The sequence below is a fragment of the Streptomyces sp. NPDC046900 genome, assembly GCF_040644975.1.
In the GTDB taxonomy this organism is placed as follows: Bacteria; Actinomycetota; Actinomycetes; order Streptomycetales; family Streptomycetaceae; genus Streptomyces.
The window spans coordinates 46,486-73,287 of the sequence record NZ_JBEYXD010000002.1; the positions used below are offsets into that span (position 1 = coordinate 46,486).

The window sequence follows — 26,802 nt, forward strand, 5'->3', positions numbered from 1 at the left end:
CATTGGTTCGGTGTCCGCCGAAGTGTCGCCGCGGTCGCGGGCCGACGCGAACCTGGGACGCCCCGGTTCCGGTCGGGACGCCCCAGGGGCTGTGGACGGACTCGTACGCCCGGAGGCACGGCCTCCGCCGGAGGGGCCGCCGTCAACGTGAAACACCCTCCGGTATCAGATCTTGCGCCACCGGCGCCTCGCGCACCAGACCCACGTACCCCGTCGCCCCGCGAAGAACGTACGCGCCATCTGCCGCTTCTCGTCCGGGAGATGGCCGGCCGGCGCGTCCGGCGGGGCTCCGGTCCCGGCGCAGGACCGGTCGGCGGGAGGTGGCCGTCGCCGCATCGCTGTGGGCCGGACGGGTGACGTGCGGCCCCGGGCGAAATTCGGACGAGTACCCCATAGTCCGCGTGGGCATGCACCTCGCGGCCATACTGACTCCGCGAGCCGGTATCTTTGCCGGCTGCTTTGGTTGTCACACGACAACTGAGCTAATCTGCGATCGCTTTTCTCATCTGGCATATCCGTGATCTGCGGAAATGTGGGGGCGATGAGCGGGGCCGTTCGCGGACCCGGCGCGGTTCCGAGTCCTCGGTGCGAGGGCTCTTGGGGAGCGGAACGAGGGTGCTGATGAGCGGCAAGACGATCGACACCGTGGAACGGGCGCCGGGTGAGCAGGAGCTACGCCAGCTGCTGGCAGGGCTGACCGCCGTACGGGACGGCGACTTCGGCACGAGGTTGCCGTCCGACGGCGAAGGCCTGCTCGGCGACATCGCCACCGTGTTCAACGGCATGGTGGACCAGTTGTCCGTCTTCACCTCGGAAGTGACACGTGTGGCCCGCGAGGTGGGCACCGAGGGCACGCTGGGCGGTCAGGCGGAAGTGCCGGGGGTCTCGGGCACCTGGGCCGATCTCACCGACTCGGTCAACGCCATGGCCGGCAATCTCACCACCCAGGTCCGTGACATCGCCCAGGTGGCCACGGCGGTGGCCAAGGGCGATCTGTCACAGAAGATCGACGTGCCGGCGCGCGGCGAGATCCTTCAGCTGAAGGAGACCGTCAACACGATGGTCGACCAGCTCTCCGCCTTCGCCGACGAGGTCACCCGCGTCGCCCGCGAGGTCGGCAGCGAGGGCCGGCTCGGTGGTCAGGCCCAGGTGCCCGGCGTCGGCGGTGTCTGGCGCGACCTGACCGACTCCGTCAACTTCATGGCGGGCAACCTCACCGCCCAGGTCCGCAACGTCGCCCAGGTGACGACCGCGGTCGCCCAGGGCGACCTCTCCCAGAAGATCACCGTCGACGCCCGCGGCGAGATCCTCGAACTCAAGAACACCATCAACACGATGGTCGACCAGCTCTCCGCCTTCGCCGACGAGGTCACCCGCGTCGCGCGCGAGGTCGGCACCGAGGGACGCCTCGGCGGACAGGCGGACGTCAAGGGCGTGAAGGGCACCTGGCGCGACCTGACCGACTCCGTCAACTTCATGGCGGGCAACCTCACCGCCCAGGTCCGCAACGTCGCCCAGGTGGCGACCGCGGTCGCCCAGGGCGACCTCTCCCAGAAGATCACCGTCGACGCCCGCGGCGAGATCCTCGAACTCAAGAACACCATCAACACGATGGTCGACCAGCTCTCCGCCTTCGCCGACGAGGTCACCCGCGTCGCCCGCGAGGTCGGCACCGAGGGCAATCTCGGCGGACAGGCCATCGTCCGGGGTGTCTCCGGCACCTGGAAGGACCTGACGGACAACGTCAACGTGATGGCGTCGAACCTGACCGGCCAGGTCCGCTCCATCGCCCAGGTCGCCACCGCCGTGGCGCGCGGCGACCTGTCGCAGAAGATCACGGTCGAGGCCAAGGGCGAGGTCGCCGCGCTCGCCGACGTCATCAACACGATGGTCGACACGCTGTCCGCCTTCGCCGACGAGGTCACCCGTGTGGCCCGCGAGGTCGGTACCGAGGGCCGGCTCGGCGGACAGGCGCACGTGCCGAACGTGGCGGGTACCTGGAAGGACCTCACCGACAACGTCAACTCGATGGCCAACAACCTCACCGGCCAGGTGCGCAACATCGCGCTGGTGACGACCGCGGTGGCCAACGGCGACCTGTCGAAGAAGATCGACGTCGACGCCCGGGGCGAGATCCTCGAACTCAAGACCACCATCAACACGATGGTGGACCAGCTCTCGTCGTTCGCCGCCGAGGTCACCCGCGTCGCCCGCGAGGTGGGCAGTGAGGGCAGGCTCGGCGGGCAGGCCGAGGTCGAGGGCGTCGAGGGCACCTGGAAGCGGCTGACGGAGAACGTCAACGAACTGGCCGGGAACCTCACCCGGCAGGTCCGCGCGATCGCCGAGGTCGCGAGCGCCGTCGCCGAGGGCGACCTGACCCGCTCGATCACCGTGGAGGCCTCCGGCGAGGTCGCCGAGCTCAAGGACAACATCAACTCCATGGTGGGGTCCCTGCGCGAGACCACGCGGGCCAACCAGGAGCAGGACTGGCTGAAGACCAACCTCGCCCGGATCTCCGGCCTGATGCAGGGCCACCGCGAACTGCCCGTCGTCGCCGAGCTGATCATGGACGAGCTGGCGCCCCTGGTGTCGGCCCAGTACGGCGCCTTCTATCTCGCGGAGGAGACCGACCGCGGGGCCGAACTCCGCTTCGTGGGCTCCTACGGATACCCCGACGACGTCGAGCGGCCCGCCCGCATCCCCGTGGGCCGCTCGCTGGTCGGGCAGGCCGCGCGCAACCACCGCGCCATCAGCGTGGAAGAGCTTCCGCCGGGTTACGTGACCATCTCCTCGGGGCTCGGCCAGGTCGTGCCGACCGCCCTGACGGTGCTGCCGATCGTGGTCGAGGACCAGGTGCTCGGCGTCATCGAACTGGCCTCCGTGACCCGCTTCACCCAGATCCACCAGGACTTCCTGGGCCAGCTGATGCCGAGCATCGGCGTCAACCTCAACACCATCGTGGCCAACGCCCGTACCGACGAGCTGCTGGAGGAGTCCCAGCGGCTGACCGCCGAACTCCAGGCGCGCTCCGAGGAGTTGCAGGTCCAGCAGGACGAACTGCAGCGCTCCAACGCCGAGCTGGAGGAGAAGGCGTCCCTGCTGGCCTCGCAGAACCGCGACATCGAGGCCAAGAACCTGCAGATCGAGCAGGCCCGGCAGGAACTGGAGACCCGCGCGCAGGAACTGGCGCTGGCCTCCAAGTACAAGTCCGAGTTCCTGGCGAACATGAGCCACGAGCTGCGCACCCCGCTCAACAGCTTGCTGATCCTGGCGCAGCTGCTGGCGCAGAACCCGTCGCGCAACCTCACCCCGAAGCAGGTCGAGTACGCGGGCATCATCCACTCCGCCGGATCGGACCTCCTGCAGCTGATCAACGACATCCTCGACCTGTCGAAGGTCGAGGCCGGCAAGATGGACGTCTCCCCCGAGCGGGTCTCGCTGCGGCAGCTGCTCGAGTACGTCGAGGCGACCTTCCGGCCGATGACCACGCAGAAGAGCCTGGAGTTCACGGTGACCACCGCGCCGGGCGCCCCGGCCGACCTGCTCACCGACGACTCCCGGTTGCGGCAGATTCTGCGCAACCTGCTCTCGAACGCGGTGAAGTTCACCGAGCAGGGAAGCGTGGAGCTTTGCATCGAACCGGCCGCCGACCCGGAGGTGCCCGCGGGCGTCCACCGCGGCAGCACCATCGTGGCGTTCAGAGTGAAGGACACCGGGATCGGCATCCCCCGCCAGCAGCTGGAGACGATCTTCGGGGCGTTCCAGCAGGCGGACGGGACGACCAGCCGCAAGTACGGGGGCACCGGCCTCGGTCTGTCGATCACCCGGGAGATCGCCCATCTGCTGGGCGGTGCCGTCACGGTCGAGAGCACACCCGGTCAGGGCAGCACGTTCACGCTGTATCTGCCCGTGGCGCGCGCCGACTTCGAGGAGCAGGTGGACGGCAGCGGCCGGTCCGCGGAACAGCCCTGGTCCGCGGTCCCCTCCGAGGTGGTGCCGGTGCCGCGTGCGGAGTACGCCCCGGCGGGCGCGACCGGGCAGCGGCGGCGCCGCCTGCTGGTCGTCGAGGAGCGCCCGCGCGGTCTGCTGACCCTGGTCGCGGAGAGCGCCGTCACCGACATAGCGCACGATCGCGAAAGCGGTGACCCGCGCGGGTCGATCGACATCATCACCGTCGTGGGCGCGCAGGAGGCGGCGAGCGCACTGGCCGCCGAGCCCTGCCACTGCGTCGTCCTGGAACTCGGAATGCCGGACGACGAGGGCGCGCGGTTCCTGGAGGCCATGCAGGGCGACTCCGCGCTGGCCAGCGTTCCCGTGCTCGTCCACAGCGGGCACCGGGTGGACCCGGCCCAGGAACACGACCTGCGCTCCCGTTCGGGGGGCCGGCCGCTGGACTTCCTGTCCAGTCTGGACGAGCTGCGCGAGCACATCACGCTGCATCTGTCGGCCGAGGAGCCGGGAGACGTCCTGTCCCTGGTCCGCGCCGACGAGCCGCAGCACGCGGCCGCGCAGCCGGTGGACGACGCGTTCCTCGGCCGTACGGTGCTCGTCGTCGACGACGACGCGCGCAACCTCTTCGCGCTCAGCGGGATCCTGGAGCTCCACGGCTTCCAGGTGCTGCACGCGGACAACGGCCGCAAGGGCATCGAGACGCTGCTCGCCCACCCGGACATCGCGGTGGTCCTGATGGACGTGATGATGCCGGAGATGGACGGCTACGCCGCCACCTCCGAGATCCGCAAGATGCCCCAGTACGCGGACCTGCCCATCATCGCCGTGACCGCGAAGGCGATGCCGGGCGACCAGGAGAAGAGCCTCGCGTCGGGTGCGAACGACTACGTCACCAAGCCCGTCGACACGAACGACCTCATCGCCTGTGTCCGACGCTGGCTGCGCGTCTGAGGGGGGACACCCGCAGTGCGCACCAGCCGACCGGGCGCCGACCGGCGCCCTCCGCGTGGCGTCCCCGGACGTCCGAGCCGAGGAACGGGCCGACCGTGACCAATCCCGAACAACCGCCCGAGCAGACGGGGCCGCACCCGGCGGGCACCGAGCAGGCCACAGCCGGCTCGACGGGCTCCGAGGCACCCGCGGCCACCGAGGCGGGCGGCGACCACGGGGCGCCGACCGAGCGAGGAGGCCTGGCCCCGGCCGGCACGGAACAGGAAGCCCTCGGCCCGGCCGAGGGCGATCCGGGCATGCCGGCCCCGGCAGGCGCACGGCCCGGTCTCGTCGCCCCGGCCGAGACCGGGTACACCACGGGCACCGCGCTGATCGGCGTCGAGTCCGTCGCCGTGGCCTCCGTCGGCGCGGAGCCGGTACGTGCCGACGGGGTGGGCGGGGCCGGGGTCGTCGATGAGGACGGGCACCGGTCGGCCACTCCCGTGGGCAGGCTCGCCGCGACCGTGGAGCGGCTGCGCCGCGAGGTGCGGGCGGCGCAGGCCGAGGCGGACGGTCGGGCCCTGATCGAACTCGCCAAGGGCATCCTGGTCGAACGGCTGCGCTGCGGACCGGTACAAGCGGCCCGGCAGCTCGCCGAGTTGACCGAACAGGCGGGTGTGACCCCCCTCGAATTCGCGGTCGACGTCATCAACCAGGCCTCGCGGGACCGTCTGTCGGAGGTCGCCGCCGCCTTTCTGGCCGTCGCCACCGAGGCCCGCGACGAGGAGGGATCCGAAGCGGGCGACGGGCCGGCGGGCGAATCCTCCGCCGTACGGCTGCGGGCCGCCGAGAGCGGGGCGCTCGCCGCGCACGACACACAGGCCGTCGCCGACTCCCTGCTGGAGCACGCCCTGACTCCGCTCGGTGCGGTGGCCGTCGCCATCTGGGCCGCGGGGTCCGACGGCTCGCTCACGCTGGCCGGCAGTGCCGGCTTCTCCTCGGCGGAGGCCGCACGCTGGCGGTACGTGCCGCCGGGTGTGACGACCGTGGCGCGTCGCGGTCTCGCCGAGCGCGCCGGGCAGTGGATCGGCTCCCTGTCCCGGACCGGTGTGCCCTCCATCGGCCAGCACCACCACCCCGACGGCGGCAGGGTCGCCCTGCCGGCCGGCACCGGCGGTCGGATCCACGGCGTGCTGGAGATCGCCTGGCCGGTCCCGCTTGATCCGCAGCCCCCGCAGATAGTGCGTCAGGTCGAGGCGCTGGCCGAGCTGTGCGCCCACACCCTGGAGACCTACGCGCTCCAGCACCCCGACGGCACCCCGAGGCCCCGCGTCCTGCCCGACGTCGCGGAGCTGATGGACCTGGCGGACGGGCTGCACGACCCCGCCCTTGTGCTGGTGCCGCACCTCGACGCCGACGGCGAGCTCGTCGACTTCCGGATCCAGCATGTCAACAGCCGGTTCCTGGACCCCGCGGGCCGGCCGCGCGGCGTCGTCAACGGTGCGTTGCTGCTCGAGGCCTATCCGATGGCCGCCGGGGAGTGCGAGCTCTTCGACCGGGTCGAGCGCGTCTACGCCACGGGCGAGCCCTTCCGCGCCCGCCGCATGCGGCTCACCGCACTGGTGGACGATGTGCCGCTGGCGGCGGTGGCCGACATCAACATCAGCCGGCACGGCGGCAGCGTCCTGCTCATCTGGCGCATCGAGGACGAGACGGCACGTCTCGCGAGCCTGCTCCAGCACGCCCAGCGCCTCGGCCGCATCGGCGGTTTCGAGGAGAACCTGCTCACCGGCGAGATCACCTGGAACGGCCAGCTCTTCAGCCTCTACGGCAAGCCCACGTCCGGCTCCCCGGTGCCGCTGGAGGACCTGCCCGCCCACGCCCACACCGACGACGCCGTCGCCATCGGCAGGTTCCTGCGCACCCTGCTCCACCAGCGGCGGCCCGCGTCCACCGCCTTCCGGCTGCAGCGTCCCGACGGGGTGACCCGTCATATGCGCGTGGTCGCCGAGCCCGTACTCGACTCCGCCGGCCGCCTGTTCGTGGTGCGCGGCGCCTACCAGGACATCTCCGCCCAGCATTGGACCGAGGTCGCGCTCGCCGCGACCCGTGACCAGCTCGCGCACACCGAGCAGCAGGCGAGCGAACGCAACCGGCTCACCCTCCAGCTGCAGCAGGCCATCATGCCTCCGGAGCAGGCGCCGCTGGAGGCTCCCGGCCTCCAGGTGGCGGTGCGCTACCGGCCCGCGGAGACGGAACAACTGGTCGGCGGTGACTGGTACGACGCGGTCCTCCTGCCGTCCGGACTGGTGCTGGTGAGCGTGGGCGACGTGGCGGGACACGGCATCGAGGCGGCGACCAGCATGGTCGTGCTGCGCAACGCGCTGCGCGGACTCGCCGTGACGGGTGCGGGACCCGGCCAGTTGCTGTCCTGGCTCAACATGGTGGCCCACCATCTGACCGGCGCCGTCACCGCCACGGCGGTCTGCGGCCTGTACGACCCGGACCGCCACACCCTGCGGTGGGCCAGGGCGGGCCATCTGCCGCCCGTCCTGGTACGCGGCGGCGAGGCGGCCACGCTGCCCCTGGTCAAGGGGCTGCTGCTCGGGGCCGTGGCCGAGGCGGCGTACGCGGAGCACGAGGTCCAGCTCGCCGTCGACGACACCCTGCTGATGTACACGGACGGCCTGATCGAGCGCCGTGACCGGTCCGTGGAGGAGTCGCTCGCCCAGCTGCTGACCGCCGCGCGTACGGTGCCCCCGACGCTGGACCAGCAGCTGGACCGGCTGCTCACCTACAGCAAGTCGGACACGGACGACGACACCTGCATCGTGGGCATCCGGGTCGCCTGACCGGCAGGGCGGGCCGCACGCCCACGTGCTGGACATCCCCGGGGCGGCCACCCGCGCATCGACTAGCGTCATGACATGACCGGCAACACCGCTCCCGCCCTCGCCGACGCCCTGGCCGGCGGGACCCTCGTCCTCGACGGCGGCATGTCCAACCAGCTGGAGTCCGCCGGGCACGACCTGAGCGACGCACTGTGGTCGGCGCGGCTTCTCGCGGAGCGGCCGGAGGCGATCACCGAGGCGCACCTCGCGTACTTCGAGGCGGGCGCGGACGTGGCGATCACGGCCAGCTACCAGGCGACGTTCGAGGGTTTCGCACGGCGGGGCATCGACCGCGAGCGGGCAGCGGGTCTTCTGGCCCAGAGCGTGGACCTGGCCCGGGAGGCGGCGGATCGGGCGCGTGCCAAGGGCGCCGGCCGGCCGCTGTGGGTGGCCGCGTCCGCGGGACCGTACGGTGCGATGCTCGCGGACGGCTCCGAGTACCGGGGCCGCTACGGCCGCACGGTCGCCGAGCTGGAGGCCTTCCACCGCCCCCGCCTGGAGGTGCTGGCCGCGGCCGGCCCGGACGTACTGGCGCTGGAGACGGTCCCGGACACGGACGAGGCCGAAGCGCTGCTGCGGGTGGTACGCGGGCTCGGCGTGCCGGCCTGGCTGTCCTACACCGTCTCCGGCGACCGCACGCGTGCGGGACAGCCGCTTCGGGAGGCGTTCGCCCTGGCCGCCGACGCGGACGAGGTGATCGCGGTGGGCGTCAACTGCTGCGCGCCCGGGGACGTGGACGCCGCTGTCGAGACGGCCGCGCGGGTGACGGGCAAGCCGGTGGTGGTCTACCCGAACAGCGGCGAGACCTGGGACGCCCGGGCACGCGCCTGGGACGGTCGCACCACCTTCGCCACGACCCGGGTCACGGGCTGGCGCGACGCGGGGGCGCGGCTGATCGGGGGGTGCTGCCGGGTGGGCCCGCGGCAGATCGCCTCGATCGCCGAAACGCTTCGGCCGACCCCGGCCTGAGCCACCCGGTGGCACTTCGGACCACGCCGGCCCCGGCCTGAGCCACCGACGCCGGAACACCGCTGCGCGGTGTCACTCCGCATCGCTGCGCCGCACACCCCCGGGCCGCCGCAGACGGCGCACCGCCGACAGCGGCACCGCGCCCCCCAGCAGCGAACCATTGCCCGCACCCGGCGCGGAGGCCGGCGCCGGAGGTGTGGACGCGGTCTCCCACAGCTCCATCTCGCCGTCGCGGGGGCCGTGTACGACCGGGTCGCCGTCGCCGCCGAAGATCCGCACCGGGTGGCTGTCGTCCCATGCGGGCCAGCCCGGGTCGCCGTCCGTCGCGAAGCGCACCCATGCGGAGTGCATCTCGTGGGCGAGTGCGCGGGGCGCGTCGGGGCCGGCGAGCTTCGCCGCTTCCGGCACATCCGCGCTGTCGAAGACGAAGCCCAGCTCCAGCGCGTGGCAGGCGCCGAGGCCGGGGAGACCCGAGCGCCAGGCGAACTCGTAGACATGGCACGGCGCGTCGCTCTCGCCCGCGCGGGAACCGGCCAGGCGGTGCAGGGGACGGCGGAGCAGGAAGTCCGTGACCATCTGGCCCACCAGGTCGGAGATGGGGGCGTCCGGGTGGGCGTTGCGGTAGCCGCGCGGGACGTCGGGGCCGCAGTGGCAGCGGGCCATCGCGCCGGCCATGGCGACCGCGCCGAGTCTGTCGATGCGCTCGATCAACCCGGTGGGCGCGAGCCACAGCCGGTGCTCCTCACTGGTCCAGCCCATGAGCAGGGGGATGTCCCGGGCGGCACCGTCGAGCAGCGCTTCGAGCGGGTCGCGCGGCACCAGGTCGCCGTCCACGACGATCCCGAAGGCGGGTCCGCCGAGGATCGGGCTGGCCCGGCGGCCCACCTCCGCCTGGGTGTCGGCCAGCACCGTGCGGTCCACCTGGGCGAAGGCGGCCGCCGTCGCCGGTACCTTCAACTTCGTGGCCATGCGGCGCACCAGACGCCGGACCCGGTCCCGGTCGGTCGACTCCGGCGGCCCGCTCTGCAGCACGGCCCGGTGGAACAGCCCCCGGGTGCGCGGACTCGCCAGCAGGGCGCCGATGCTGATGGCGCCCGCCGACTCACCGAACACGGTCACCCGGTCCGGATCACCGCCGAACGCGGCGATGGCGTCGTGCACCCACTCCAGCGCGGCGAGCTGGTCGCGCAGCCCGGAGTTGGGCGGGGCGTCCGGGAAGAGTCCGTAACCCTCCACGCCCAGGCGGTAGTTGAAGGAGACGAGGACGACACCGTCGCGGGCGAAGGCGCTGCCGTCGTAGACGGGCACGGCGGAGGAGCCGCGGGTCAGGGCGCCGCCGTGGATCCAGACCATCACCGGGAGCCGGGCGCCGGGGCTCGGGTCCGGTGTCCAGACGTTGAGGTTGAGGCAGTCGTCCCCGGCCACCACCGGGTCGCTCAGATAGCGGGCGAAGGCCTCCGAGTACGGTGGCTTGGGCGGAGTCGGCCCGTACGCGCCCGCGTCCCGCACGCCGTCCCAGGGTTCGGGCGGGACGGGCGGGCGAAAGCGGTGCGCGCCGAAGGGCGGGGCGGCGAAGGGGATGCCGCGGAAGACGGCGACCCCCTGTTCGTAGCGGCCGCGCACGGCTCCGTGGGGGGTGCGGACCACGGGGTCCGATGCACTCGCCGGATTGCCGGCCACCTCGTCCGCGCGCTCCATACGGCTCTCCTCACACGCCGGGGACTGCCCGTTTCACCGCATCACATCACTTTCCCGGATCGCCGAGCCGCACAGAAGGCGTCCGCGTGTCCCGACAAGAGTGCGACCACATCCGCATCGGCACGACGGTCTCCTTCGTCGCACGGGACACAGGAGACCGGCGGCGGCGAGGCGGCCGGCCGGTGACGCGCACCGGCGGACGGCGCCTACTCCGCCCGCGCCGCCCAGCGGATGCCGCCGAGGAGATGGGCGCGGAAGTCCGGGTCCTCGTACGCCTCGGAGGCGTGTCCCAGCGCCGTGTAGAACACCCGGCCGGCGCCCTGCTCACGGCACCACACCAGCGGGTGGTCCGCGCCCATCCCGGCGCCCTCGTACGAGGATTCGTCTGCCGAGGCGAGGACGCGCACCGAACTCCGCGGGCTGGTACGGAAGTCGTACCACTCGTCCGTGAAATCCCACACGGCGGGCAGGTGCCGGGTCGCCGGATGGCCTCGGTCCTCGACGACCGCCCTGCCCGGCTGGAGGGCGGGGTGCCGGGCGAACCGGGCGCCCAGCAGCTCGCCGTAGTACGGCCAGTCGTCCTCGGCGCAGGCGGCCGCGTGCACACCGACGAACCCGCCGCCGTCCCGCATGTACGCCTCCAGCCCGGCGCGTCCCGGCGGGGTCAGGACCTCGCCGGTGGTGGAGAGGAAGACGACCGCCGCGTATGCGCCGAGGCCCGATGCGAAGACGCCCGGGTCCTCGGTGGCGTCGGCCGTGAAGCCGTGCGCGGCCCCGAGGGCACCGACGGCGGCGACGGCGTCCGGGATGGAGTCGTGCCGGTAGTCGGTGGTGCGGGTGTACACGAGGACACGGAAGGCCATGGCCTGAGCCTAGGACGTGTGCTGTCCGATTCGTTCAAGACCCGTCCCCCGCCGGCTGCCTACGGTGGCCGCATGACTCCACGATTCGATGTGATCGGCCTGGTCGTCTCCGACCTGGGCGCTTCCCTCGCCTTCTACCGCCGCCTCGGGCTCGTCTTCCCCGAGGGCGCCGAGAGCCTGCCCCATGTCGAGGCGGAGCTGCCCGGTGGGCTGCGGCTCGCCCTGGACACCGAGGAGACCGTTCGTTCCTTCCATCCCGGCTGGCAGCCGCCGAGCGGGGGCGGCCGGGTCTCCCTCGCCTTCCGGTGCGACTCCCCCGCCGAGGTGGACCATCTCTACGAGGAACTGGTGAGTGCCGGTCACCACGGCGAGCTCAAGCCGTGGGACGCCGTGTGGGGGATGCGGTACGCGGTCGTGCACGACCCGGACGGCAACGGCGTCGACCTGTTCGCGACCCTGCACTGAGCTGTTCCAAGGACAAGCGACCTCGGCATCGACGGGGACACCGAGGTCGCCACGGCAGCGTCGCCTACTGCGGCTGTCGCGAGCTCTGTGACAGCGGCGGGTTCGCTCCTGGGTCAAGGAACCGGTCCGTTCTCCGCCTCAGTGACCGCGGGCCAGTAGGTCACCCAGCGGCATCCCCGCCAACTCGCGTACGTCCCGGGCCAGATGAGCCTGGTCCGCGAAGCCCGCGCGAGCCGCGGTCTCGGCGAAGGACACCCCGGACCGAGCCAGCGCCAGCGCCCGCTGCAACCGCAGCACACGGGCCAGGGTCTTCGGCCCGTACCCGAACGCGGCGAGTGAGCGGCGGTGCAACTGGCGTGCCCCCAGACCCAGCTCATCGGCGGTGGCGGCGACCGAGCGGCCCTCTTCGAGGGCTGCGACCACCGCGCCGAGCAGCGGGTCGGGCCCCGGCGAGAGCGCGGCCCGGTCCAGCGCGATCTCCTCCAGCGCGGTCGCGGGATCGGCGGCGGCGTTCACGCGCGCGGTCAGCCGGCGCACGTCGGCGGCGGGCCACAGATCGGCCAGCTCGACACGCCGGTCACGGAGTTCGTACGCCGGAACGCCCAGCAGGGCCGGGGCGGTGCCGGGGTGGAAGCGGACGCCCGCCCAGCGCGCGGCCGGACCCCCGGGCTGGTAGGCGTGCGTGTCCGGGCCGGCGACCAGCAGCCTGCCCTCGGTCCACAGCAGGTCCATGCAGCCGTCGGGCAGCACCGGCCGGACCACGGCGGGCTCAAGCGTGCGGTGCCACACCACCGCTCCGGTGAACCGTGACGGCCTCTCCGCGTACACGACCGCCAGGCTACGCCCCGGGCGAGCGGGGCTCGCGGGGAACGGGCCCGCGCCAGGAGGGCGAGGAGCGGGGCGTCCGTCTCACTCCCGCGGCCCGTCGTCACCCTTCCGCGGCGGGTGGGGGGCGCTGCGGACCTGTGTCCGCAGGCGGGAGGTGACGTCCTCCGGGGGCAGGAAGCGCGACCAGCGCTCCGGGAACTCGGACGGCATGTCCGGGTCGTCCGCGTCGTCGAGGTCGTCGAGGTCGTCGAGGTCGTCGGGGTCGTCCGGGCGGCCCGCCGCGGCGCGGGCCACGTACTCCGCGGCCTGCTCCTGACGCAGCCGCTCGTTGGCCTCGCGGGCCGCCGCGGTGGCCGCGGCCGGCCAGACCCGGTCGATGGCCGCGTTCACGGCGGCGCCCACCAGCACCGCGAAGGCGGACACACCGATCCACAGCAGCACGGCGACGGGCGCGGCCAGCGAACCGTAGATCGTCGGGCCCTCGATGGTGTGGGTCAGGTAGATGCGCAGCAGGAAGGAGCCGAGCACCCACATCGCGAGGGCCACCAGGGCCCCGGGCACGTCCTCCACCCACGGTGACCGCACGGGCACGGACACGTGGTACAGCGTCGTCAGGAACACGATCGACAGGACGATGACCACGGGCCAGTACAGGACCTGCACGACCGTCGTCGACCACGGCACGACGTTCACGACCGCGTCCGGCCCCGCCACCATCAGCGGCAGCGCGACCGAGCCGATCAGGAGTGCCACGATGAAGAGGACGAACGCGAGCAGCCGGGTCTTCACGATGCCCCGGGTGCCGTCGAGCCCGTACATCACCGTGATCGTGTCGATGAAGACGTTCACCGCCCGCGACCCCGACCACAGCGCGAACAGGAACCCGATGGAGATCACATCGGGCCGTCCGCCCTTCATCACATCGTGCAGGATCGGCTGGGCGATCTGCGCGACACCCTTGTCGGACAGGACCGTGCGGGACGCCTCCAGGAGGTTGTTCTCCAGGCTCTGGATGGTGTCGGCACCGGTCCAGTCGTCGACGTAGCCCAGCAGTCCGATGAGGCTCAGCAGCAGCGGCGGCACGGACAGCAGCGTGAAGAACGCCGCCTCGGCCGCCAGGCCGAGGATGCGGTACTCCAGGCACGAGTCGACCGTGTCCTTCAGCAGCAGCCAGGCGGTCCTGCGTTTGGAGACGTTCCGGTAGAGGGCACGTGCCCGGTGGAGGCGGCCGGACGGCGGCTCGGGGTTCTCTTTTGCTGCTGACTGCACGCCTCAACCGTATCCGCCGCCGGTGCCGGGGCTCATCTCCCGGTGGGACGGGCTCGAAGGGTGTGGCGCACGGCCCGCGCGATACGGGTGACCGATGGCGTACTGAGGGGTAGGTTCGGCCCATGGCAGCCACCACGCACACTGTCACCAACCAGGCTCCGCCCCTGGTGGGACATGACGTCTTCACCGCCGACCGCGCCCTCGTGGAGGCCGTCGAGCGGCATCTGGACCCCGCGCTTCTCGATGAGGCCCGCGACGAACTGTCGGGGCTCGGGCGGAGTGTCGGCTCCGCCCAGGTGCAGGAATGGGGCGCGCAGGCCAATGAGAACCCACCGAAGCTGCGGACCCACGACCGCTACGGCAACCGCATCGACGAGGTCGAGTTCCATCCGGCCTGGCACCGGCTGCTCGGCAAGGGTGTGGCCGCGGGCCTGACCTCGGCCTGGCCGCGCCCGGGCGGGCATGTCCGCCGCGCCGCCGCGTTCGTGCTCTGGACCCAGGCCGAGGCCGGCAACGGCTGCCCCCTGTCGATGACCCACGCGGCGGTGCCCGCGCTGCGCACGGACCCGGCGCTGGCCGCCGAGTGGGAGCCCCGGCTGACGTCCATGGTCTACGACCGGGGTCTGCGTCCCGCCGCGGAGAAGGCCGGTGTCCTCTTCGGCATGGGCATGACGGAGAAGCAGGGCGGCAGCGATGTGCGCGCCAACACGACGGCGGCCCGGCCGCTCGCCGAGGACGGCACGTACGAGCTGACGGGCCACAAGTGGTTCTGCTCGGCGCCCATGTCCGACGCGTTCCTGGTGCTGGCCCAGGCACCGGACGGGCTGACCTGCTTCCTCGTCCCGCGCGTGCTGGAGGACGGCACCCGGAACGTCTTCATGATCCAGCGGCTCAAGGACAAGCTCGGCAACCGGTCCAACGCGTCCAGCGAGGTCGAGTTCGACGGCACCTGGGCGCGCCGGGTCGGTGAGGAGGGGCGCGGGGTGCGCACCATCATCGAGATGGTGGCGGCCACGAGGCTCGACTGCGTCCTCGGCTCGGCGGCGCTCATGCGGCAGGCCGTGGCGCTGGCGATCCATCACTGCACCTACCGGGAGGCGTTCGGCGGCACGCTCGTCGACAAGCCCCTGATGCGCAACGTACTGGCCGACCTGGCCCTGGAGTCGGAGGCGGCGACGACCCTCGGGCTGCGGCTCGCGGCGGCCTACGACGACGGCAGCGAGCAGGAGCGGGCGTTCCTCAGGCTCGCGGTGCCGGCCGCCAAGTACTGGGTGACCAAGCGGTGCACTCCGCTGGTGGCGGAGGCGTCGGAGTGCTTCGGCGGGAACGGCTACGTCGAGGAGTGGGGCATGCCCCGGCTGCTGCGGGAGTCCCCGCTCAACTCCATCTGGGAGGGCGCGGGCAACGTCCAGGCGCTCGACGTGCTGCGCGCGCTCCAGCGCGAACCGCAGGCCCTGAACGCCTATCTGCAGGAGGTCGGCCTGGCGCGTGGCGCCGACCACCGCCTGGACGGCGCGATCAAGAACCTGCTCGCCGAACTCGCCGACCTGGACGGCATCGAGGGGCGGGCCCGCCGCGTGGTCGAGCGGATCGCGCTGGTGCTCCAGGGATCGCTGCTGGTCCGCTACGCGCCGCCGGAGGTCGCGGACGCCTTCTGCGCCTCCCGGCTCGGCGGCGACTGGGGCTCGGCCTTCGGCACGCTGCCGCACAGCCTGGATCTGGCCACGGTGGTGGAGCGGGCACGGCCCGTCGTCTGACGCTCGCCGCGGTCTCTCGCGGCCCCCTGGGCGCGCACGTCACGGGCTCCCCCAAGCCCGTGACGCAACGCGCGTCCCCCCGGGGGCGCGTGTGGCGGGGGTGGTGCTGCGCCGACACGGCACCACCCCCGCCCCTGGCCCCGTTTCAAGGACCACGGCCGCCGCGTGAGCGGCGTTGAACAAGTTTCAATGACCGCCGGACCGTTCGCCAGGGTTGCAAGGGGTTGCAACTTGCTGCTCGCTGTTGCCGGAGCGCACCCCTCCGTAGCGGGCAGGCGGCAAGATGAGACCCAGCGTCAACACGGGTTCCGTGGCGCATGCCCGGAATCCGCCGGCGGTCACGCACGGCGAGTGAGCCTAGGGGCGTGCGGCATCCGCTGAGCTGCCCACGGCGAACGAGCCAGGAACAGGGGGAAGTTCAGTGACGCACTCGACCAGGAAAGACGTCACCCGGCTCGTCGCGCTGGATGCCACGCAGGCGGCGCGTGTGCTCAACGAAGTACGCAGCGCCACGCTCTCGGGACAGCGCGCCCCCGTCGCGCCGCGCCCGGTGATCGAGGCGTCGTGGGGACGGATGCTGCGCAGCGGCGTGGACCCCGACCACGACTTCCGGGCCGGCCTGCTGAGCCGTGAGGAGATCGAGCGGCGCCGCCAGGACTCGCCGCTGCGGCACGTACTTCCGGTGCTGCGCGAGGGCCTGCTGTCGGTCGCCGACGTGGCGCAGCACATCATGGTCGTCGCGGACGCGGAGGGGCGGGTGCTGTGGCGCGAGGGCAGCTCGTCGGTGCTGCGCAAGGCGGACGGAATGGGCTTCGAGCCCGGTGCGGACTGGGGCGAGAGGGTCGTCGGCACGAACGGCGTGGGCACTCCGACGGTGACCCGGCGCCCTGTGCAGGTGTTCGCCTCGGAGCACTTCGTACGGTCCCACGCTTCGTGGACGTGCACGGGTGCCCCGATCACCGATCCGCGCGACGGCCGGCTGATCGGGGTCGTGGACGTCAGCGGTCCGCTGGAGACGATGCATCCGGCGACGCTCGCCTGGGTGGACGCGGTGGCGAAACTCGCGGAGGCACGGTTGCGGGAGGTGCATCTGACCTCCTTGGAGCGGCTGCGTGCGGTGGCGGCACCGCTGCTGGCCAAACTGGGCGGCCGGGCGCTGGCGGTGGACACGGACGGCTGGACGGCCGCGGTGACCGGGATGCCGTACACCGGTCGTGTCGCCCTGCCCACGTCGCTGTCGGCCGGCCACTGCCTGCTGCCGGCCTGGGGACCCTGCACGGTGGAGCCGCTGCCGGGCGGCTGGCTGATCCGGATCGCGGACGCACCCGCACCCGCACCCACCACACGTGTCGTCCTGGACGTGGCACACCCGCGCCGCTGGTCGGTGACCGTGTCGGGCGACACGGGCTCCTGGACCCATGAACTCAGCCCCCGGCACGCGGAGTTGCTCTACCTGCTGGCCATCAGCCGCACCGGTCGCACGGCCGCGGCCCTGGCCTCCGACGTGTTCGGCGACCCGGCCCGCACGGTCACGGTCCGCGCGGAGATGTGCCGGGTGCGCCGATACCTGGGGGCGTTCCTGGAACACCGGCCGTATCGTTTCTGCGATTCCGCGGAAGTGGAGTTGCTGGCCCCTGCCGACCCCCGTGACCTGCTGCCGCACTCGGTGGCGCCGGGGGTGGCACGGGCGCGGGGCAGCCTGCTGGACCACACCGGCGCACAACTGGCCCTGCCCGGCCCGGAGACCGGCTTCCAGCTCGCCCCACCGCTCGTCCCCCGCCCCGGCGTTTAGCCCTCACGGTGGGGACAACCCTCCATTTTCCCCGGTCTTCGACCGGCTCCGCATCCTTCTGCCGTAGCATCCCTCCCACAGGCCACCCCACCCGCACCTCACGTCAATGTCCGGACACCGAGGAGCAGTTGGCCTACGCCGGGAGGTTGTATGACGCACCGTGGCCGACATCGCCGCAGGCGCAGGGGTCGTGCGCTGCGGGCCGCGCTGGCCGGGACCGCGCTCGCGCTGACCGCGGCCGCCACGCTGATCAGCACCTCACAGGCCGCCGGCGGGGACGACCCCGGCAGCCTCACCCGGGTCACCGGCGCGGCCCGGACCGCGACGTTCCGCCTCCATGAAAACCTCACCGACCGCGCCACCCTGGACAGGCTCACCCACGCGATGGGGGGCGGCGTCGACGTCCACGGCGTCCTCGCCTCCGCCGACCGCACACTGCGCGACCGGTCCGCGTGCGACGCCGCCGAGACCGCCGCGCTGCCGGTGAAGCCGACCGCCACGCGGGCGTACTGCTGGGACCACGAGGACGCGACGACCGCGCAGTGGCTGCCCCGGTCCGTCACCACCTCCGGGGACGCCGAAGCAGACGGCCGCTGGGGCCCCGACCGGGTCATCCTGGCGGGCTGGACGCACAACGACCGCGCGCCGGGCGAGCCGGCCGCCGACCGGGGCCTGGCCCGGATCGCCTTCGTCGACGCCGACGACCGCGCCCGCCTCGCCTACCGCTGGGTCCTGCTGGTGGCCCCGCGCGCCGGCGGCAAGGACTTCAGCGCCGTACGCACCACCCTGTCCGGCATGGTCTGGTACCGGGACAAGCTCTTCGTCACCTCCCGCGACTCCCTGCTGGTCTTCGACCTGCACCGCATCCTGCGGGCGGACGTCGACAGCCCCGCCATCGGCCGGGTCGGCCGCGGGTATGCCGCGCACGGCTACCAGTACGTGCTCCCGACGGTCGGCTCCTACCGGCTGACCGGCGGCCCCTGTTCCACCGCCGACGACCGCTCGGTCCCCTGCTTCTCCGCGCTCTCGCTCGACCGCACCTCGACACCGCACAGCCTGGTGGCCGCCGAGCGGTTGCGCGCCGGCAGCAGCGCCACATCGACCCGCCTGTGGCGCTACCCGTTCAGCACCGTGCCCCGCCACGCCGGTCTGCTCGCCACCGACACGCACCACGACGTCGCGGCGAGCGAGTCCTACGAGACGGAGGCGACCGGGGTGCGGGGCGTGCTCTCGCACCGGCGCAACGGGGCGGCTCGCAGCGACTGGTACATCGACCCCGCGCCCACCGTCCGCGGCCGGCACGGCACGCTCTGGCGGCAGGACGCCTCCGGAGCCAAGGCGGCCACCTGCTCAGCCGACGAGACCCAGGCCTGCTGGGGTCGCCACACCGCCTCCCTGTCGTACTGGCAGGAGACCGGCGAGCTGTGGACGCTGACGGTGGGAGCCGTGAGCGAGGACGCGGACGAGGGACTCACGGCGGCCGGGGGCCGGGTGCTGTACGCGGTGCCGCTGGACTCGGTGGACGACGCACTGGACTAGGAGCCCGGCCCCCGGCCGCGACCCCTTTGTCGTACCGCGGGCCTCCGTGATTCCCTGACCGCATGAGCACCCTCACCGTGACCACGTGGTCCCTGGAGCAGACGTCCCCGGCCGATGTGCTGCCCGCGAAGGCCCCCGAGGGCGACGTCTGCGTCGTCCGTGCCCAGGTGCCCTCGCCGGAGTTCAGCCGCTTTCTGTACGCCTCGGTCGGCGGGGACATCCGCTGGACCGACCGGCTCGGCTGGACGTACGCCCGGTGGGAGGAACATCTGAACCGGCGGGGTGTGGAGACCTGGGTCGCTCACGAAGGGGGGACGCCCGCCGGGTACGTGGAGCTGGAACCGCAGGACGAGGGCGTGGTGGAGATCCTCTACTTCGGGCTGCTCCCGGCGTTCCGGGGCCGGCGCATCGGCGGGCACCTGCTGTCGTACGGCGCCGCCCGCGCCTGGGACCTCGCGGACCGCTGGCCCGGGCTGGCCCCGACGAAGCGGGTGTGGGTGCATACGTGCAGCAAGGACGGCGAACACGCGATGGACAACTACCTGCGCCGTGGCTTCAGGCTCTTCGACACCAAGGTCGAGGAGGAGCCCGACGCGCCGACCCCAGGGCCCTGGCCTGGGGCATACCCAGCCTGACCTGCGTTGACACCACGATTCACGGTCCTGTGACCGATGACACCCTTGTTCCACATCCCGGGACAAGGGTGTCCGCATGATGGATAAAGCTGGACTGCGTCCAGAGCACCGTGCCACGCTTCCATCATGTCTGGAACTGGAGTTGCCTTGGTGAGTCGGCGGCACGTCGACCTCGGCCGCATGTCCAGCGCCATCTGTCCGGCGAGCTGACAGCCTCCAGCCAGCCCGGTTTTCCCTTTATTTGCCCCGTCGCGCACTGCCGCGCACGCCTCTCGCGTGCCCGTGCGCGCAGGTCAGAGCCGCTTCCCCCTGCCTGTCCGAAGGACGTATCCACCATGGCTGCCACCCCGGAGAATCCCGCCACGCCCCGCCGCAAGGTGAGCCGTCACCGTGGCGAGGGCCAGTGGGCCGTGGGTCACTTCACCCCGCTCAACGGCAACGAACAGTTCAAGAAGGACGACGACGGTCTCAATGTGCGGACACGCATTGAGACGATCTACTCCAAGCGGGGCTTCGACTCCATCGACCCCAACGACCTGCGGGGCCGGATGCGCTGGTGGGGCCTGTACACCCAGCGCAAGCCCGGGATCGACGGCGGCAAGACCGCGATCCTGGAGCCGGAGGAGCTGGACGACACGTACTTCATGATGCGCGTCCGGATCGACGGCGGCCGGCTGACCACACCTCAGCTGCGCGCCATCGGTGAGATCTCGCAGGAGTTCGCGCGCGGCACCGCCGACATCACCGACCGGCAGAACGTCCAGTACCACTGGATCCGGATCGAGGACGTGCCCGAGATCTGGAACCGCCTGGAGGCCGTCGGTCTCTCCACCACCGAGGCCTGCGGTGACACCCCCCGCGTGATCCTCGGCTCGCCCGTCGCCGGCATCGCCGAGGACGAGATCATCGACGGCACCCCGGCCGTCGAGGAGATCCACCGCAGGGTCATCGGCAACCCGGCGTTCTCGAACCTGCCGCGCAAGTTCAAGACCGCCATCTCGGGATCGCCGCTGCTCGACGTGGCGCACGAGATCAACGACGTCGCCTTCGTCGGCGTCGTCCACCCCGAGCACGGCCCGGGTTTCGACCTGTGGGTCGGCGGCGGTCTGTCCACCAACCCGAAGATGGGGCAGCGGCTCGGCGCGTGGGTCCCGCTGGACGAGGTGCCCGACGTCTTCGAGGGCGTCATCTCGATCTTCCGTGACTACGGCTACCGGCGGCTGCGCAACCGCGCCCGGCTGAAGTTCCTCGTCGCCGACTGGGGCGTGGAGAAGTTCCGTCAGGTGCTGGAGGACGAGTACCTGCAGCGGAAGCTGATCGACGGCCCGGCTCCCGAGCAGCCCGTGGAGCGCTGGCGCGACCACGTCGGTGTGCACCGGCAGCAGGACGGCCGTTTCTACGTCGGGTTCGCCCCCCGGGTCGGCCGGGTCGACGGCGCCACGCTGACGAAGATCGCCGAGCTCGCCGAGGCGCACGGCTCGGGCCGGGTCCGTACGACGGTCGAGCAGAAGATGATCGTGCTGGACGTGGTGGAGTCGCAGGTCGACTCGCTCGTGTCGGGCCTGGAGGCGCTCGACCTCACGGTGCACCCCTCCCCGTTCCGGCGCGGCACCATGGCCTGCACCGGTATCGAGTACTGCAAGCTCGCCATCGTCGAGACCAAGGCGCGCGGTTCTTCGCTGATCGACGAACTGGAGCGCCGCATCCCCGACTTCGACGAACCGATCACCATCAACATCAACGGCTGCCCGAACGCCTGCGCCCGTATCCAGGTCGCGGACATCGGCCTCAAGGGCCAACTGGTCCTCGACGACCAGGGCCGACAGGTCGAAGGCTTCCAGGTGCACCTGGGCGGCGCGCTCGGCCTGGAGGCCGGCTTCGGCCGCAAGGTCCGCGGCCTGAAGGTCACCTCGGAGGAGCTGCCGGACTACGTCGAGCGCGTCCTCAAGCGGTTCCAGGCGGAACGCGAAGAGGGCGAGCCGTTCGCGACCTGGGCGGCCCGGGCTTCCGAGGAGGCGCTGTCGTGAGCGAGCGGGCCGCCCCCTTCTACTGCCCCTACTGCGGCGACGAGGACCTGCGTCCGAGCGAGCAGGGCCACGGCGCATGGGAGTGCGGAGCGTGCAATCGAGCCTTCCAGCTGAAGTTCCTGGGGCTGTTGGCCCGAGGGCTCGTGCAGACCGATCGGGGAGGGGACGGGACATGACGACGACTCAGGACGAGCGGGGCACCGGCGAACTCAGGGCACTGGCCGAGCAGGCGGGGCGCGACCTGGAGGACGCCTCCGCGCTGGAGATCCTCCGATGGGCGGCCGACACCTTCGGCACGCGCTTCTGCGTGACCTCCTCCATGGAGGACGCGGTGGTCGCCCACCTCGCCTCGCGCGCGAGGCCCGGCGTCGACGTCGTCTTCCTCGACACCGGCTACCACTTCCCGGAGACCATCGGCACCCGTGACGCGGTCGAGGCGGTGATGGACGTCAACGTCATCACGCTCACCCCGCGTCAGACGGTCGCCGAGCAGGACGCCGAGTACGGCCCGAAGCTGCACGACCGCGACCCCGACCTGTGCTGCAAGCTGCGCAAGGTGCAGCCCCTGGAGGAGGGGCTGACGGGTTACGACGCCTGGGCGACCGGACTGCGCCGGGACGAGTCCCCGACCCGGGCGAACACCCCGGTCGTCGGCTGGGACGAGAAGCGGCAGAAGGTCAAGATCTCGCCCATCGCCCGCTGGACCCAGGACGACGTGGACGCGTACGTGGCCGAACACGGCGTCCTGACCAACCCGCTTCTGATGGACGGTTACGCCTCCGTGGGCTGCGCGCCCTGCACCCGCCGGGTCCTCGCGGGCGAGGACGCGCGGGCCGGGCGCTGGGCGGGCCGGGTCAAGACCGAGTGCGGGCTGCACGACTGACCATGACGGACATTCAGGAGACATACGTGACGACCGGGGCCACCGTCTGGCTCACGGGTCTGCCGAGCGCCGGCAAGACCACCATCGCGTACGAGCTGGCGGGCCGCCTGCGCGAGGAGGGGCACCGTGTCGAGGTGCTCGACGGCGACGAGATCCGCGAGTTCATCTCGGCGGGCCTCGGCTTCGGCCGCGCGGACCGGCACACGAACGTGCAGCGCATCGGCTTCCTCGCCGACCTGCTCGCCCGCAACGGCGTCAAGGCGCTCGTCCCGGTGATCGCGCCGTACGCGGACAGCCGTGAGGCGGTGCGCAAGCGCCACCAGGAGAGCGGGGCGCCGTACCTCGAGGTGCATGTGGCGACCCCTGTCGAGGTGTGCTCCGTACGCGATGTGAAGGGCCTGTACGCCAAGCAGGCAGCGGGCGAGCTGAAGGGCCTGACGGGCGTCGACGACCCGTACGAGGAGCCCCTCTCGCCCGATCTGCGGATCGAGTCCCAGAACCAGACCGTGCAGGAGTCCGCGGCGGCCGTGTACGCGCTGCTCAGCGAAAGGGGACTGGCATGACGACCGTCGCCGAGGTCAAGGGGGGCGGCGAGGGCACGGACAACCCGTACGCCCTGAGCCATCTGGACGCGCTGGAGTCCGAGGCGGTCCACATCTTCCGCGAGGTGGCGGGCGAGTTCGAGCGGCCGGTGATCCTCTTCTCCGGCGGCAAGGACTCCATCGTCATGCTGCACCTCGCGCTGAAGGCCTTCGCCCCCGCGCCGGTGCCGTTCTCGCTGCTGCACGTGGACACCGGGCACAACTTCCCCGAGGTGCTGGAGTACCGCGACCGTGCGGTGGCCGCCCATGGGCTGCACCTCCATGTGGCCTCCGTCCAGGACTACATCGACCGCGGTGTGCTCAAGGAACGGCCCGACGGCACCCGCAACCCGCTGCAGACCCTGCCCCTCACGGAGAGGATCCAGGGCGAGCGGTTCGACGCCGTCTTCGGCGGCGGCCGCCGCGACGAGGAGAAGGCCCGCGCCAAGGAACGCGTCTTCTCCCTGCGCGACGAGTTCTCCCAGTGGGATCCCCGCCGCCAGCGCCCCGAGTTGTGGCAGCTGTACAACGGGCGCCACGCCGCCGGCGAGCACGTCCGCGTCTTCCCGCTGTCCAACTGGACCGAACTGGACGTGTGGCAGTACATCGCCCGCGAGCACATCGAACTGCCCGAGATCTACTTCGCGCACGAGCGCGAGGTCTTCCAGCGGGGCGGCATGTGGCTGACCGGTGGTGAGTGGGGCGGTCCGAAGGACAGCGAGACCGTCGAGAAGCGGCTCGTCCGCTACCGGACCGTGGGCGACATGTCCTGCACCGGTGCCGTCGACTCGGACGCGGTGACCCTGGAGCAGGTCATCGCCGAGATCGCCGCCTCCCGGCTCACCGAGCGCGGCGCGACGCGCGCCGACGACAAGCTCTCCGAGGCCGCCATGGAGGACCGCAAGCGCGAGGGGTACTTCTAGCCATGACCACGACCACGGAACTCTCCGCCACCACCCTCCTGCGGTTCGCGACCGCGGGTTCGGTCGACGACGGCAAGTCCACCCTCGTCGGGCGGCTGCTGCACGACTCCAAGTCGGTCCTCGCCGACCAGCTGGAGGCCGTCGAGCGCGCCTCGGCGCGCCGAGGCCAGGACGGACCGGACCTCGCGCTGCTCACCGACGGTCTGCGCGCCGAGCGCGAGCAGGGCATCACCATCGACGTCGCCTACCGCTACTTCGCCACCCCGCGCCGCCGGTTCATCCTCGCCGACACCCCCGGGCATGTGCAGTACACCCGCAACATGGTCACCGGCGCCTCGACGGCCGAGCTCACGGTGGTCCTCGTCGACGCCCGCAACGGCGTCGTCGAGCAGACCCGCCGCCACGCCGCGATCGCCGCCCTGCTGCGCGTCCCGCACGTCGTGCTCGCCGTCAACAAGATGGACCTGGTTGACTACCAGGAGCCCGTCTTCGCGGCGATCTCCAAGGAGTTCACCGCCTACGCCACCGAGCTGGGCGTCCCCGAGGTCACCGCGATACCGATCTCCGCACTGGCCGGCGACAACGTCGTGGAGCCGTCCGCGCACATGGACTGGTACGGCGGCCCGACCGTGCTGGAGCACCTGGAGACCGTCCCGGTCAGCCACGACCTGGCGCACTGCCACGCGCGGCTGCCCGTGCAGTACGTGATCCGTCCGCAGACCGCCGAGCTCCCGGACTACCGCGGGTACGCGGGGCAGATCGCGGCCGGCACGTTCCGCGTCGGTGACCGGGTCACCGTCCTGCCCTCCGGCCGCACCTCGAAGGTCTCCGGTATCGATCTGCTGGGCAAGCCGGTCGATGTGGCGTGGACCCCGCAGTCGGTGACCCTGCTGCTGGAGGACGACGTCGACATCTCGCGCGGCGACCTGCTCGTGCCGAGCAAGGACGCGCCCGCGACCACCCAGGACATCGAGGCGACGGTCTGCCACGTCGCCGACCAGCCGCTGACCGTCGGTCACCGCGTGCTGCTCAAGCACGGCACCCGCACGGTCAAGGCGATCGTCAAGGACATCCCGTCCCGGCTCACGCTCGACGACCTGTCCCTGCACCCGCACCCGGGGCAGCTCGTCGCCAACGACATCGGCCGCGTGAAGATCCGTACCGCCGAGCCGCTGCCGGTGGACGCGTACGCGGACTCCCGGCGCACGGGCTCGTTCATCCTGATCGACCCGGCCGACGGCACCACCCTGACCGCGGGCATGGTCGGCGAGTCGTTCGCCGCACCCGAGCCGGTGAAGGACGAGGCCGACGACGACGGGTGGGACTTCTGATCATGACCACCACCTGCTTCTACTCCATGTTCGCGAAGGAGGGCGGCCGTGTCGGCAGCGGCGCCCTCGGCAGCGGGCAGGGCGGAGTCGCGCGATGTGCACGGTGACGTACGCGCACTGCCTGCGCGCCCTGCCGACCCCCCACCCTCCCGCGAGCTCTCGGCTTCTCCCCCGCACCCGGCTTCGGCCGAGCGGCGGGACCGCCGTGAGCAGGGAGGTACCCCCGCATCGGAAGAGACGACGAAAACCTGCCGACCTCCCGGCCACGACCTGAAAGACCGTGACCGCCGGGCCAACGAGAGGAACACCTCCCGTGCCTGCCAACCTTCCCCTTTCCCGGCTTCGCTCCAACGGGGGCACCCCCATCCTGCGTCGCGGCATAGCCGTGCTCGCTGCTCTTCCCCTCCTCACCCTCGCCGCCTGCGGTTACGGCTCCCAGGCCAAGAGCGACTCGTCCGACCAGAAGGTCGCCGCCGGGGCCAAGAAGATCGACGGTCTTGACTCCGTGAAGATCGGGTACTTCGGCAACCTCACCCATGCGACCGCGCTCGTGGGCGTCCAGAAGGGCTTCTTCCAGAAGTCGCTCGGCGCCACGCAGGCCAAGTACCAGATCTTCAACGCGGGCCCCTCCGAGATCGAGGCCCTCAACTCCGGTGCCATCGACATCGGCTGGATCGGCCCCTCCCCGGCGATCAACGGCTACACCAAGTCGGACGGCAAGAGCCTGCGCATCATCGGCGGTTCGGCGTCCGGCGGCGTGAAGCTGGTGGTCAACCCGAAGAAGATCACGTCCCTGAAGGACGTCAAGGGCAAGAAGATCGCCACGCCTCAGCTCGGCAACACGCAGGACGTCGCGTTCCTCAACTGGATCGCGGAGCAGGGCTGGAAGGTCGACGCCGAGAGCGGCAAGGGCGACGTGTCCGTCGTGCGCACGGACAACAAGGTGACACCGGACGCCTTCAAGGCCGGGTCCATCGACGGCGCCTGGGTGCCGGAGCCGACCGCCTCCAAGCTGGTCGCCGAGGGCGGCAAGGTGCTCCTGGACGAGTCGTCCCTGTGGCCCGACAAGAAGTTCGTGATCACGAACATCATCGTGTCGCAGAAGTTCCTCACGGAGCACCCGAAGGCCGTCGAGGCGGTGCTGAAGGCGTCGGTCGAGACCAACAAGTGGATCAACGCCAACTCGGACGAGGCGAAGGCCGCGGCCAACAAGCAGCTGGAGACCGACTCCGGCAAGGCCCTGCCGGCCGACGTCCTCGACCCGGCGTGGAAGTCCATCCAGATCACCGACGACCCGCTGGCCTCCACCCTCGACACCGAGGCGGAGCACGCGGTCAAGGCGGGCCTGCTCAAGGCCCCGAAGCTTGACGGCATCTACGACCTGACCCTTCTGAACAAGGTCCTCAAGGCCGAGGGCGAGAGCACGGTCGACGACGCCGGCCTCGGCGCCAAGTAAGCCCGTACCCCGAT

General features: G+C 71.7%; 20 protein-coding genes. 16 read left to right on the forward strand and 4 right to left on the reverse strand.

Annotated features, from left to right (window positions below; all coding sequences use genetic code 11):
- Positions 1-621: 621 nt before the first annotated feature.
- From ABZ904_RS02395 to mmuM, 3 genes are all read left to right on the forward strand, one after another.
- Positions 622-4,902, forward strand: coding sequence for a HAMP domain-containing protein (locus ABZ904_RS02395; protein WP_359401858.1), 4,281 nt, complete (start codon positions 622-624; stop codon positions 4,900-4,902).
- 95 nt (positions 4,903-4,997) lie between these two features.
- Positions 4,998-7,733: a SpoIIE family protein phosphatase gene (locus ABZ904_RS02400; RefSeq protein ID WP_361820687.1), complete on the forward strand. Its 2,736-nt coding sequence runs from the start codon at positions 4,998-5,000 to the stop codon at positions 7,731-7,733.
- A gap of 75 nt (positions 7,734-7,808) precedes the next feature.
- Positions 7,809-8,741 (forward strand): homocysteine S-methyltransferase, encoded by a 933-nt coding sequence (gene mmuM / locus ABZ904_RS02405; RefSeq protein ID WP_360990036.1) that lies wholly within the window; start codon positions 7,809-7,811, stop codon positions 8,739-8,741.
- A gap of 72 nt (positions 8,742-8,813) precedes the next feature.
- Here mmuM and ABZ904_RS02410 read toward each other — a convergent pair whose 3' ends face one another.
- Together ABZ904_RS02410 and ABZ904_RS02415 are read right to left on the reverse strand one after the other, a co-directional pair.
- Positions 8,814-10,439 (reverse strand): carboxylesterase family protein, encoded by a 1,626-nt coding sequence (locus ABZ904_RS02410; RefSeq protein WP_359401852.1) that lies wholly within the window; start codon positions 10,437-10,439, stop codon positions 8,814-8,816.
- 206 nt (positions 10,440-10,645) lie between these two features.
- Positions 10,646-11,302 (reverse strand): ThuA domain-containing protein, encoded by a 657-nt coding sequence (locus tag ABZ904_RS02415; protein ID WP_360990032.1) that lies wholly within the window; start codon positions 11,300-11,302, stop codon positions 10,646-10,648.
- Between the two features lie 72 nt (positions 11,303-11,374).
- On the opposite strand from ABZ904_RS02415, the gene ABZ904_RS02420 reads away from it, so the two are divergent.
- Positions 11,375-11,767: a VOC family protein gene (locus ABZ904_RS02420; RefSeq protein WP_359401846.1), complete on the forward strand. Its 393-nt coding sequence runs from the start codon at positions 11,375-11,377 to the stop codon at positions 11,765-11,767.
- A gap of 138 nt (positions 11,768-11,905) precedes the next feature.
- Here the strand turns inward: ABZ904_RS02420 and ABZ904_RS02425 are convergent, their stop codons facing one another.
- Both ABZ904_RS02425 and ABZ904_RS02430 read right to left on the reverse strand, forming a co-directional pair.
- Positions 11,906-12,595, reverse strand: a complete 690-nt coding sequence (locus ABZ904_RS02425; protein ID WP_360990026.1) for a helix-turn-helix transcriptional regulator — start codon at positions 12,593-12,595, stop codon at positions 11,906-11,908.
- An 81-nt stretch (positions 12,596-12,676) separates the two neighbouring features.
- Positions 12,677-13,864 (reverse strand): YihY/virulence factor BrkB family protein, encoded by a 1,188-nt coding sequence (locus tag ABZ904_RS02430; RefSeq protein ID WP_360990023.1) that lies wholly within the window; start codon positions 13,862-13,864, stop codon positions 12,677-12,679.
- A 122-nt stretch (positions 13,865-13,986) separates the two neighbouring features.
- Between ABZ904_RS02430 and ABZ904_RS02435 the strand changes: the two genes are divergently transcribed.
- The 12 genes from ABZ904_RS02435 to ABZ904_RS02490 all read left to right on the forward strand — a co-directional run bounded on the left by ABZ904_RS02435 (position 13,987) and on the right by ABZ904_RS02490 (position 26,788).
- A complete protein-coding gene (locus ABZ904_RS02435) occupies positions 13,987-15,621 on the forward strand; it encodes an acyl-CoA dehydrogenase family protein (protein WP_359401837.1) in 1,635 nt (544 codons plus the stop codon).
- A gap of 421 nt (positions 15,622-16,042) precedes the next feature.
- Positions 16,043-17,413 (forward strand): GAF domain-containing protein, encoded by a 1,371-nt coding sequence (locus tag ABZ904_RS02440; protein ID WP_360990020.1) that lies wholly within the window; start codon positions 16,043-16,045, stop codon positions 17,411-17,413.
- A 150-nt stretch (positions 17,414-17,563) separates the two neighbouring features.
- Positions 17,564-18,952 (forward strand): hypothetical protein, encoded by a 1,389-nt coding sequence (locus tag ABZ904_RS02445; protein WP_360990017.1) that lies wholly within the window; start codon positions 17,564-17,566, stop codon positions 18,950-18,952.
- Positions 18,953-19,014: 62 nt separating this feature from the next.
- The gene (locus tag ABZ904_RS02450; RefSeq protein ID WP_360990014.1) at positions 19,015-19,587 is read left to right on the forward strand and encodes a GNAT family N-acetyltransferase; all 573 of its coding nucleotides are present in this window, start codon (positions 19,015-19,017) and stop codon (positions 19,585-19,587) included.
- Between the two features lie 126 nt (positions 19,588-19,713).
- Positions 19,714-19,797 carry a putative leader peptide gene (locus ABZ904_RS02455; protein ID WP_345942706.1) on the forward strand — a complete coding sequence of 28 codons (84 nt, stop codon included), beginning with the start codon at positions 19,714-19,716 and terminating at the stop codon, positions 19,795-19,797.
- Between the two features lie 125 nt (positions 19,798-19,922).
- Positions 19,923-21,614: a nitrite/sulfite reductase gene (locus ABZ904_RS02460; protein WP_361820693.1), complete on the forward strand. Its 1,692-nt coding sequence runs from the start codon at positions 19,923-19,925 to the stop codon at positions 21,612-21,614.
- On the forward strand, positions 21,611-21,790 hold the full coding sequence (locus ABZ904_RS02465; protein WP_059129589.1) for a hypothetical protein: 180 nt from the start codon (positions 21,611-21,613) through the stop codon (positions 21,788-21,790). The genes ABZ904_RS02460 and ABZ904_RS02465 overlap by 4 nt, the downstream gene beginning before the upstream one ends.
- Complete coding sequence (locus ABZ904_RS02470; RefSeq protein WP_361820696.1) at positions 21,787-22,497, forward strand: phosphoadenylyl-sulfate reductase; 711 nt, start codon at positions 21,787-21,789, stop codon at positions 22,495-22,497. The genes ABZ904_RS02465 and ABZ904_RS02470 overlap by 4 nt, the downstream gene beginning before the upstream one ends.
- Before the next feature lie 26 nt (positions 22,498-22,523).
- Complete coding sequence (gene cysC / locus ABZ904_RS02475; protein WP_359401818.1) at positions 22,524-23,060, forward strand: adenylyl-sulfate kinase; 537 nt, start codon at positions 22,524-22,526, stop codon at positions 23,058-23,060.
- Positions 23,057-24,001 carry a sulfate adenylyltransferase subunit CysD gene (gene cysD / locus ABZ904_RS02480; protein ID WP_359401816.1) on the forward strand — a complete coding sequence of 315 codons (945 nt, stop codon included), beginning with the start codon at positions 23,057-23,059 and terminating at the stop codon, positions 23,999-24,001. Before cysC ends, cysD begins: the two co-directional genes overlap by 4 nt.
- Before the next feature lie 2 nt (positions 24,002-24,003).
- The gene (locus ABZ904_RS02485) at positions 24,004-25,332 is read left to right on the forward strand and encodes a GTP-binding protein (RefSeq protein WP_360990003.1); all 1,329 of its coding nucleotides are present in this window, start codon (positions 24,004-24,006) and stop codon (positions 25,330-25,332) included.
- 313 nt (positions 25,333-25,645) lie between these two features.
- Complete coding sequence (locus ABZ904_RS02490; RefSeq protein ID WP_359401810.1) at positions 25,646-26,788, forward strand: aliphatic sulfonate ABC transporter substrate-binding protein; 1,143 nt, start codon at positions 25,646-25,648, stop codon at positions 26,786-26,788.
- Positions 26,789-26,802 lie beyond the last annotated feature (14 nt).

What these genes read in the sequence shown, in the direction of transcription:
- ABZ904_RS02395 (WP_359401858.1), top strand. Translation starts at nt 622, where the DNA reads ATGAGCGGCAAGACGATCGACACCGTGGAACGGGCGCCGGGTGAGCAG.
- mmuM (WP_360990036.1), top strand. Translation starts at nt 7,809, where the DNA reads ATGACCGGCAACACCGCTCCCGCCCTCGCCGACGCCCTGGCCGGCGGG.
- ABZ904_RS02410 (WP_359401852.1), bottom strand. Translation starts at nt 10,439, where the DNA reads ATGGAGCGCGCGGACGAGGTGGCCGGCAATCCGGCGAGTGCATCGGAC.
- ABZ904_RS02415 (WP_360990032.1), bottom strand. Translation starts at nt 11,302, where the DNA reads ATGGCCTTCCGTGTCCTCGTGTACACCCGCACCACCGACTACCGGCAC.
- ABZ904_RS02420 (WP_359401846.1), top strand. Translation starts at nt 11,375, where the DNA reads ATGACTCCACGATTCGATGTGATCGGCCTGGTCGTCTCCGACCTGGGC.
- ABZ904_RS02435 (WP_359401837.1), top strand. Translation starts at nt 13,987, where the DNA reads ATGGCAGCCACCACGCACACTGTCACCAACCAGGCTCCGCCCCTGGTG.
- ABZ904_RS02445 (WP_360990017.1), top strand. Translation starts at nt 17,564, where the DNA reads ATGACGCACCGTGGCCGACATCGCCGCAGGCGCAGGGGTCGTGCGCTG.
- ABZ904_RS02450 (WP_360990014.1), top strand. Translation starts at nt 19,015, where the DNA reads ATGAGCACCCTCACCGTGACCACGTGGTCCCTGGAGCAGACGTCCCCG.
- ABZ904_RS02455 (WP_345942706.1), top strand. Translation starts at nt 19,714, where the DNA reads ATGTCTGGAACTGGAGTTGCCTTGGTGAGTCGGCGGCACGTCGACCTC.
- ABZ904_RS02460 (WP_361820693.1), top strand. Translation starts at nt 19,923, where the DNA reads ATGGCTGCCACCCCGGAGAATCCCGCCACGCCCCGCCGCAAGGTGAGC.
- ABZ904_RS02470 (WP_361820696.1), top strand. Translation starts at nt 21,787, where the DNA reads ATGACGACGACTCAGGACGAGCGGGGCACCGGCGAACTCAGGGCACTG.
- cysD (WP_359401816.1), top strand. Translation starts at nt 23,057, where the DNA reads ATGACGACCGTCGCCGAGGTCAAGGGGGGCGGCGAGGGCACGGACAAC.
- ABZ904_RS02485 (WP_360990003.1), top strand. Translation starts at nt 24,004, where the DNA reads ATGACCACGACCACGGAACTCTCCGCCACCACCCTCCTGCGGTTCGCG.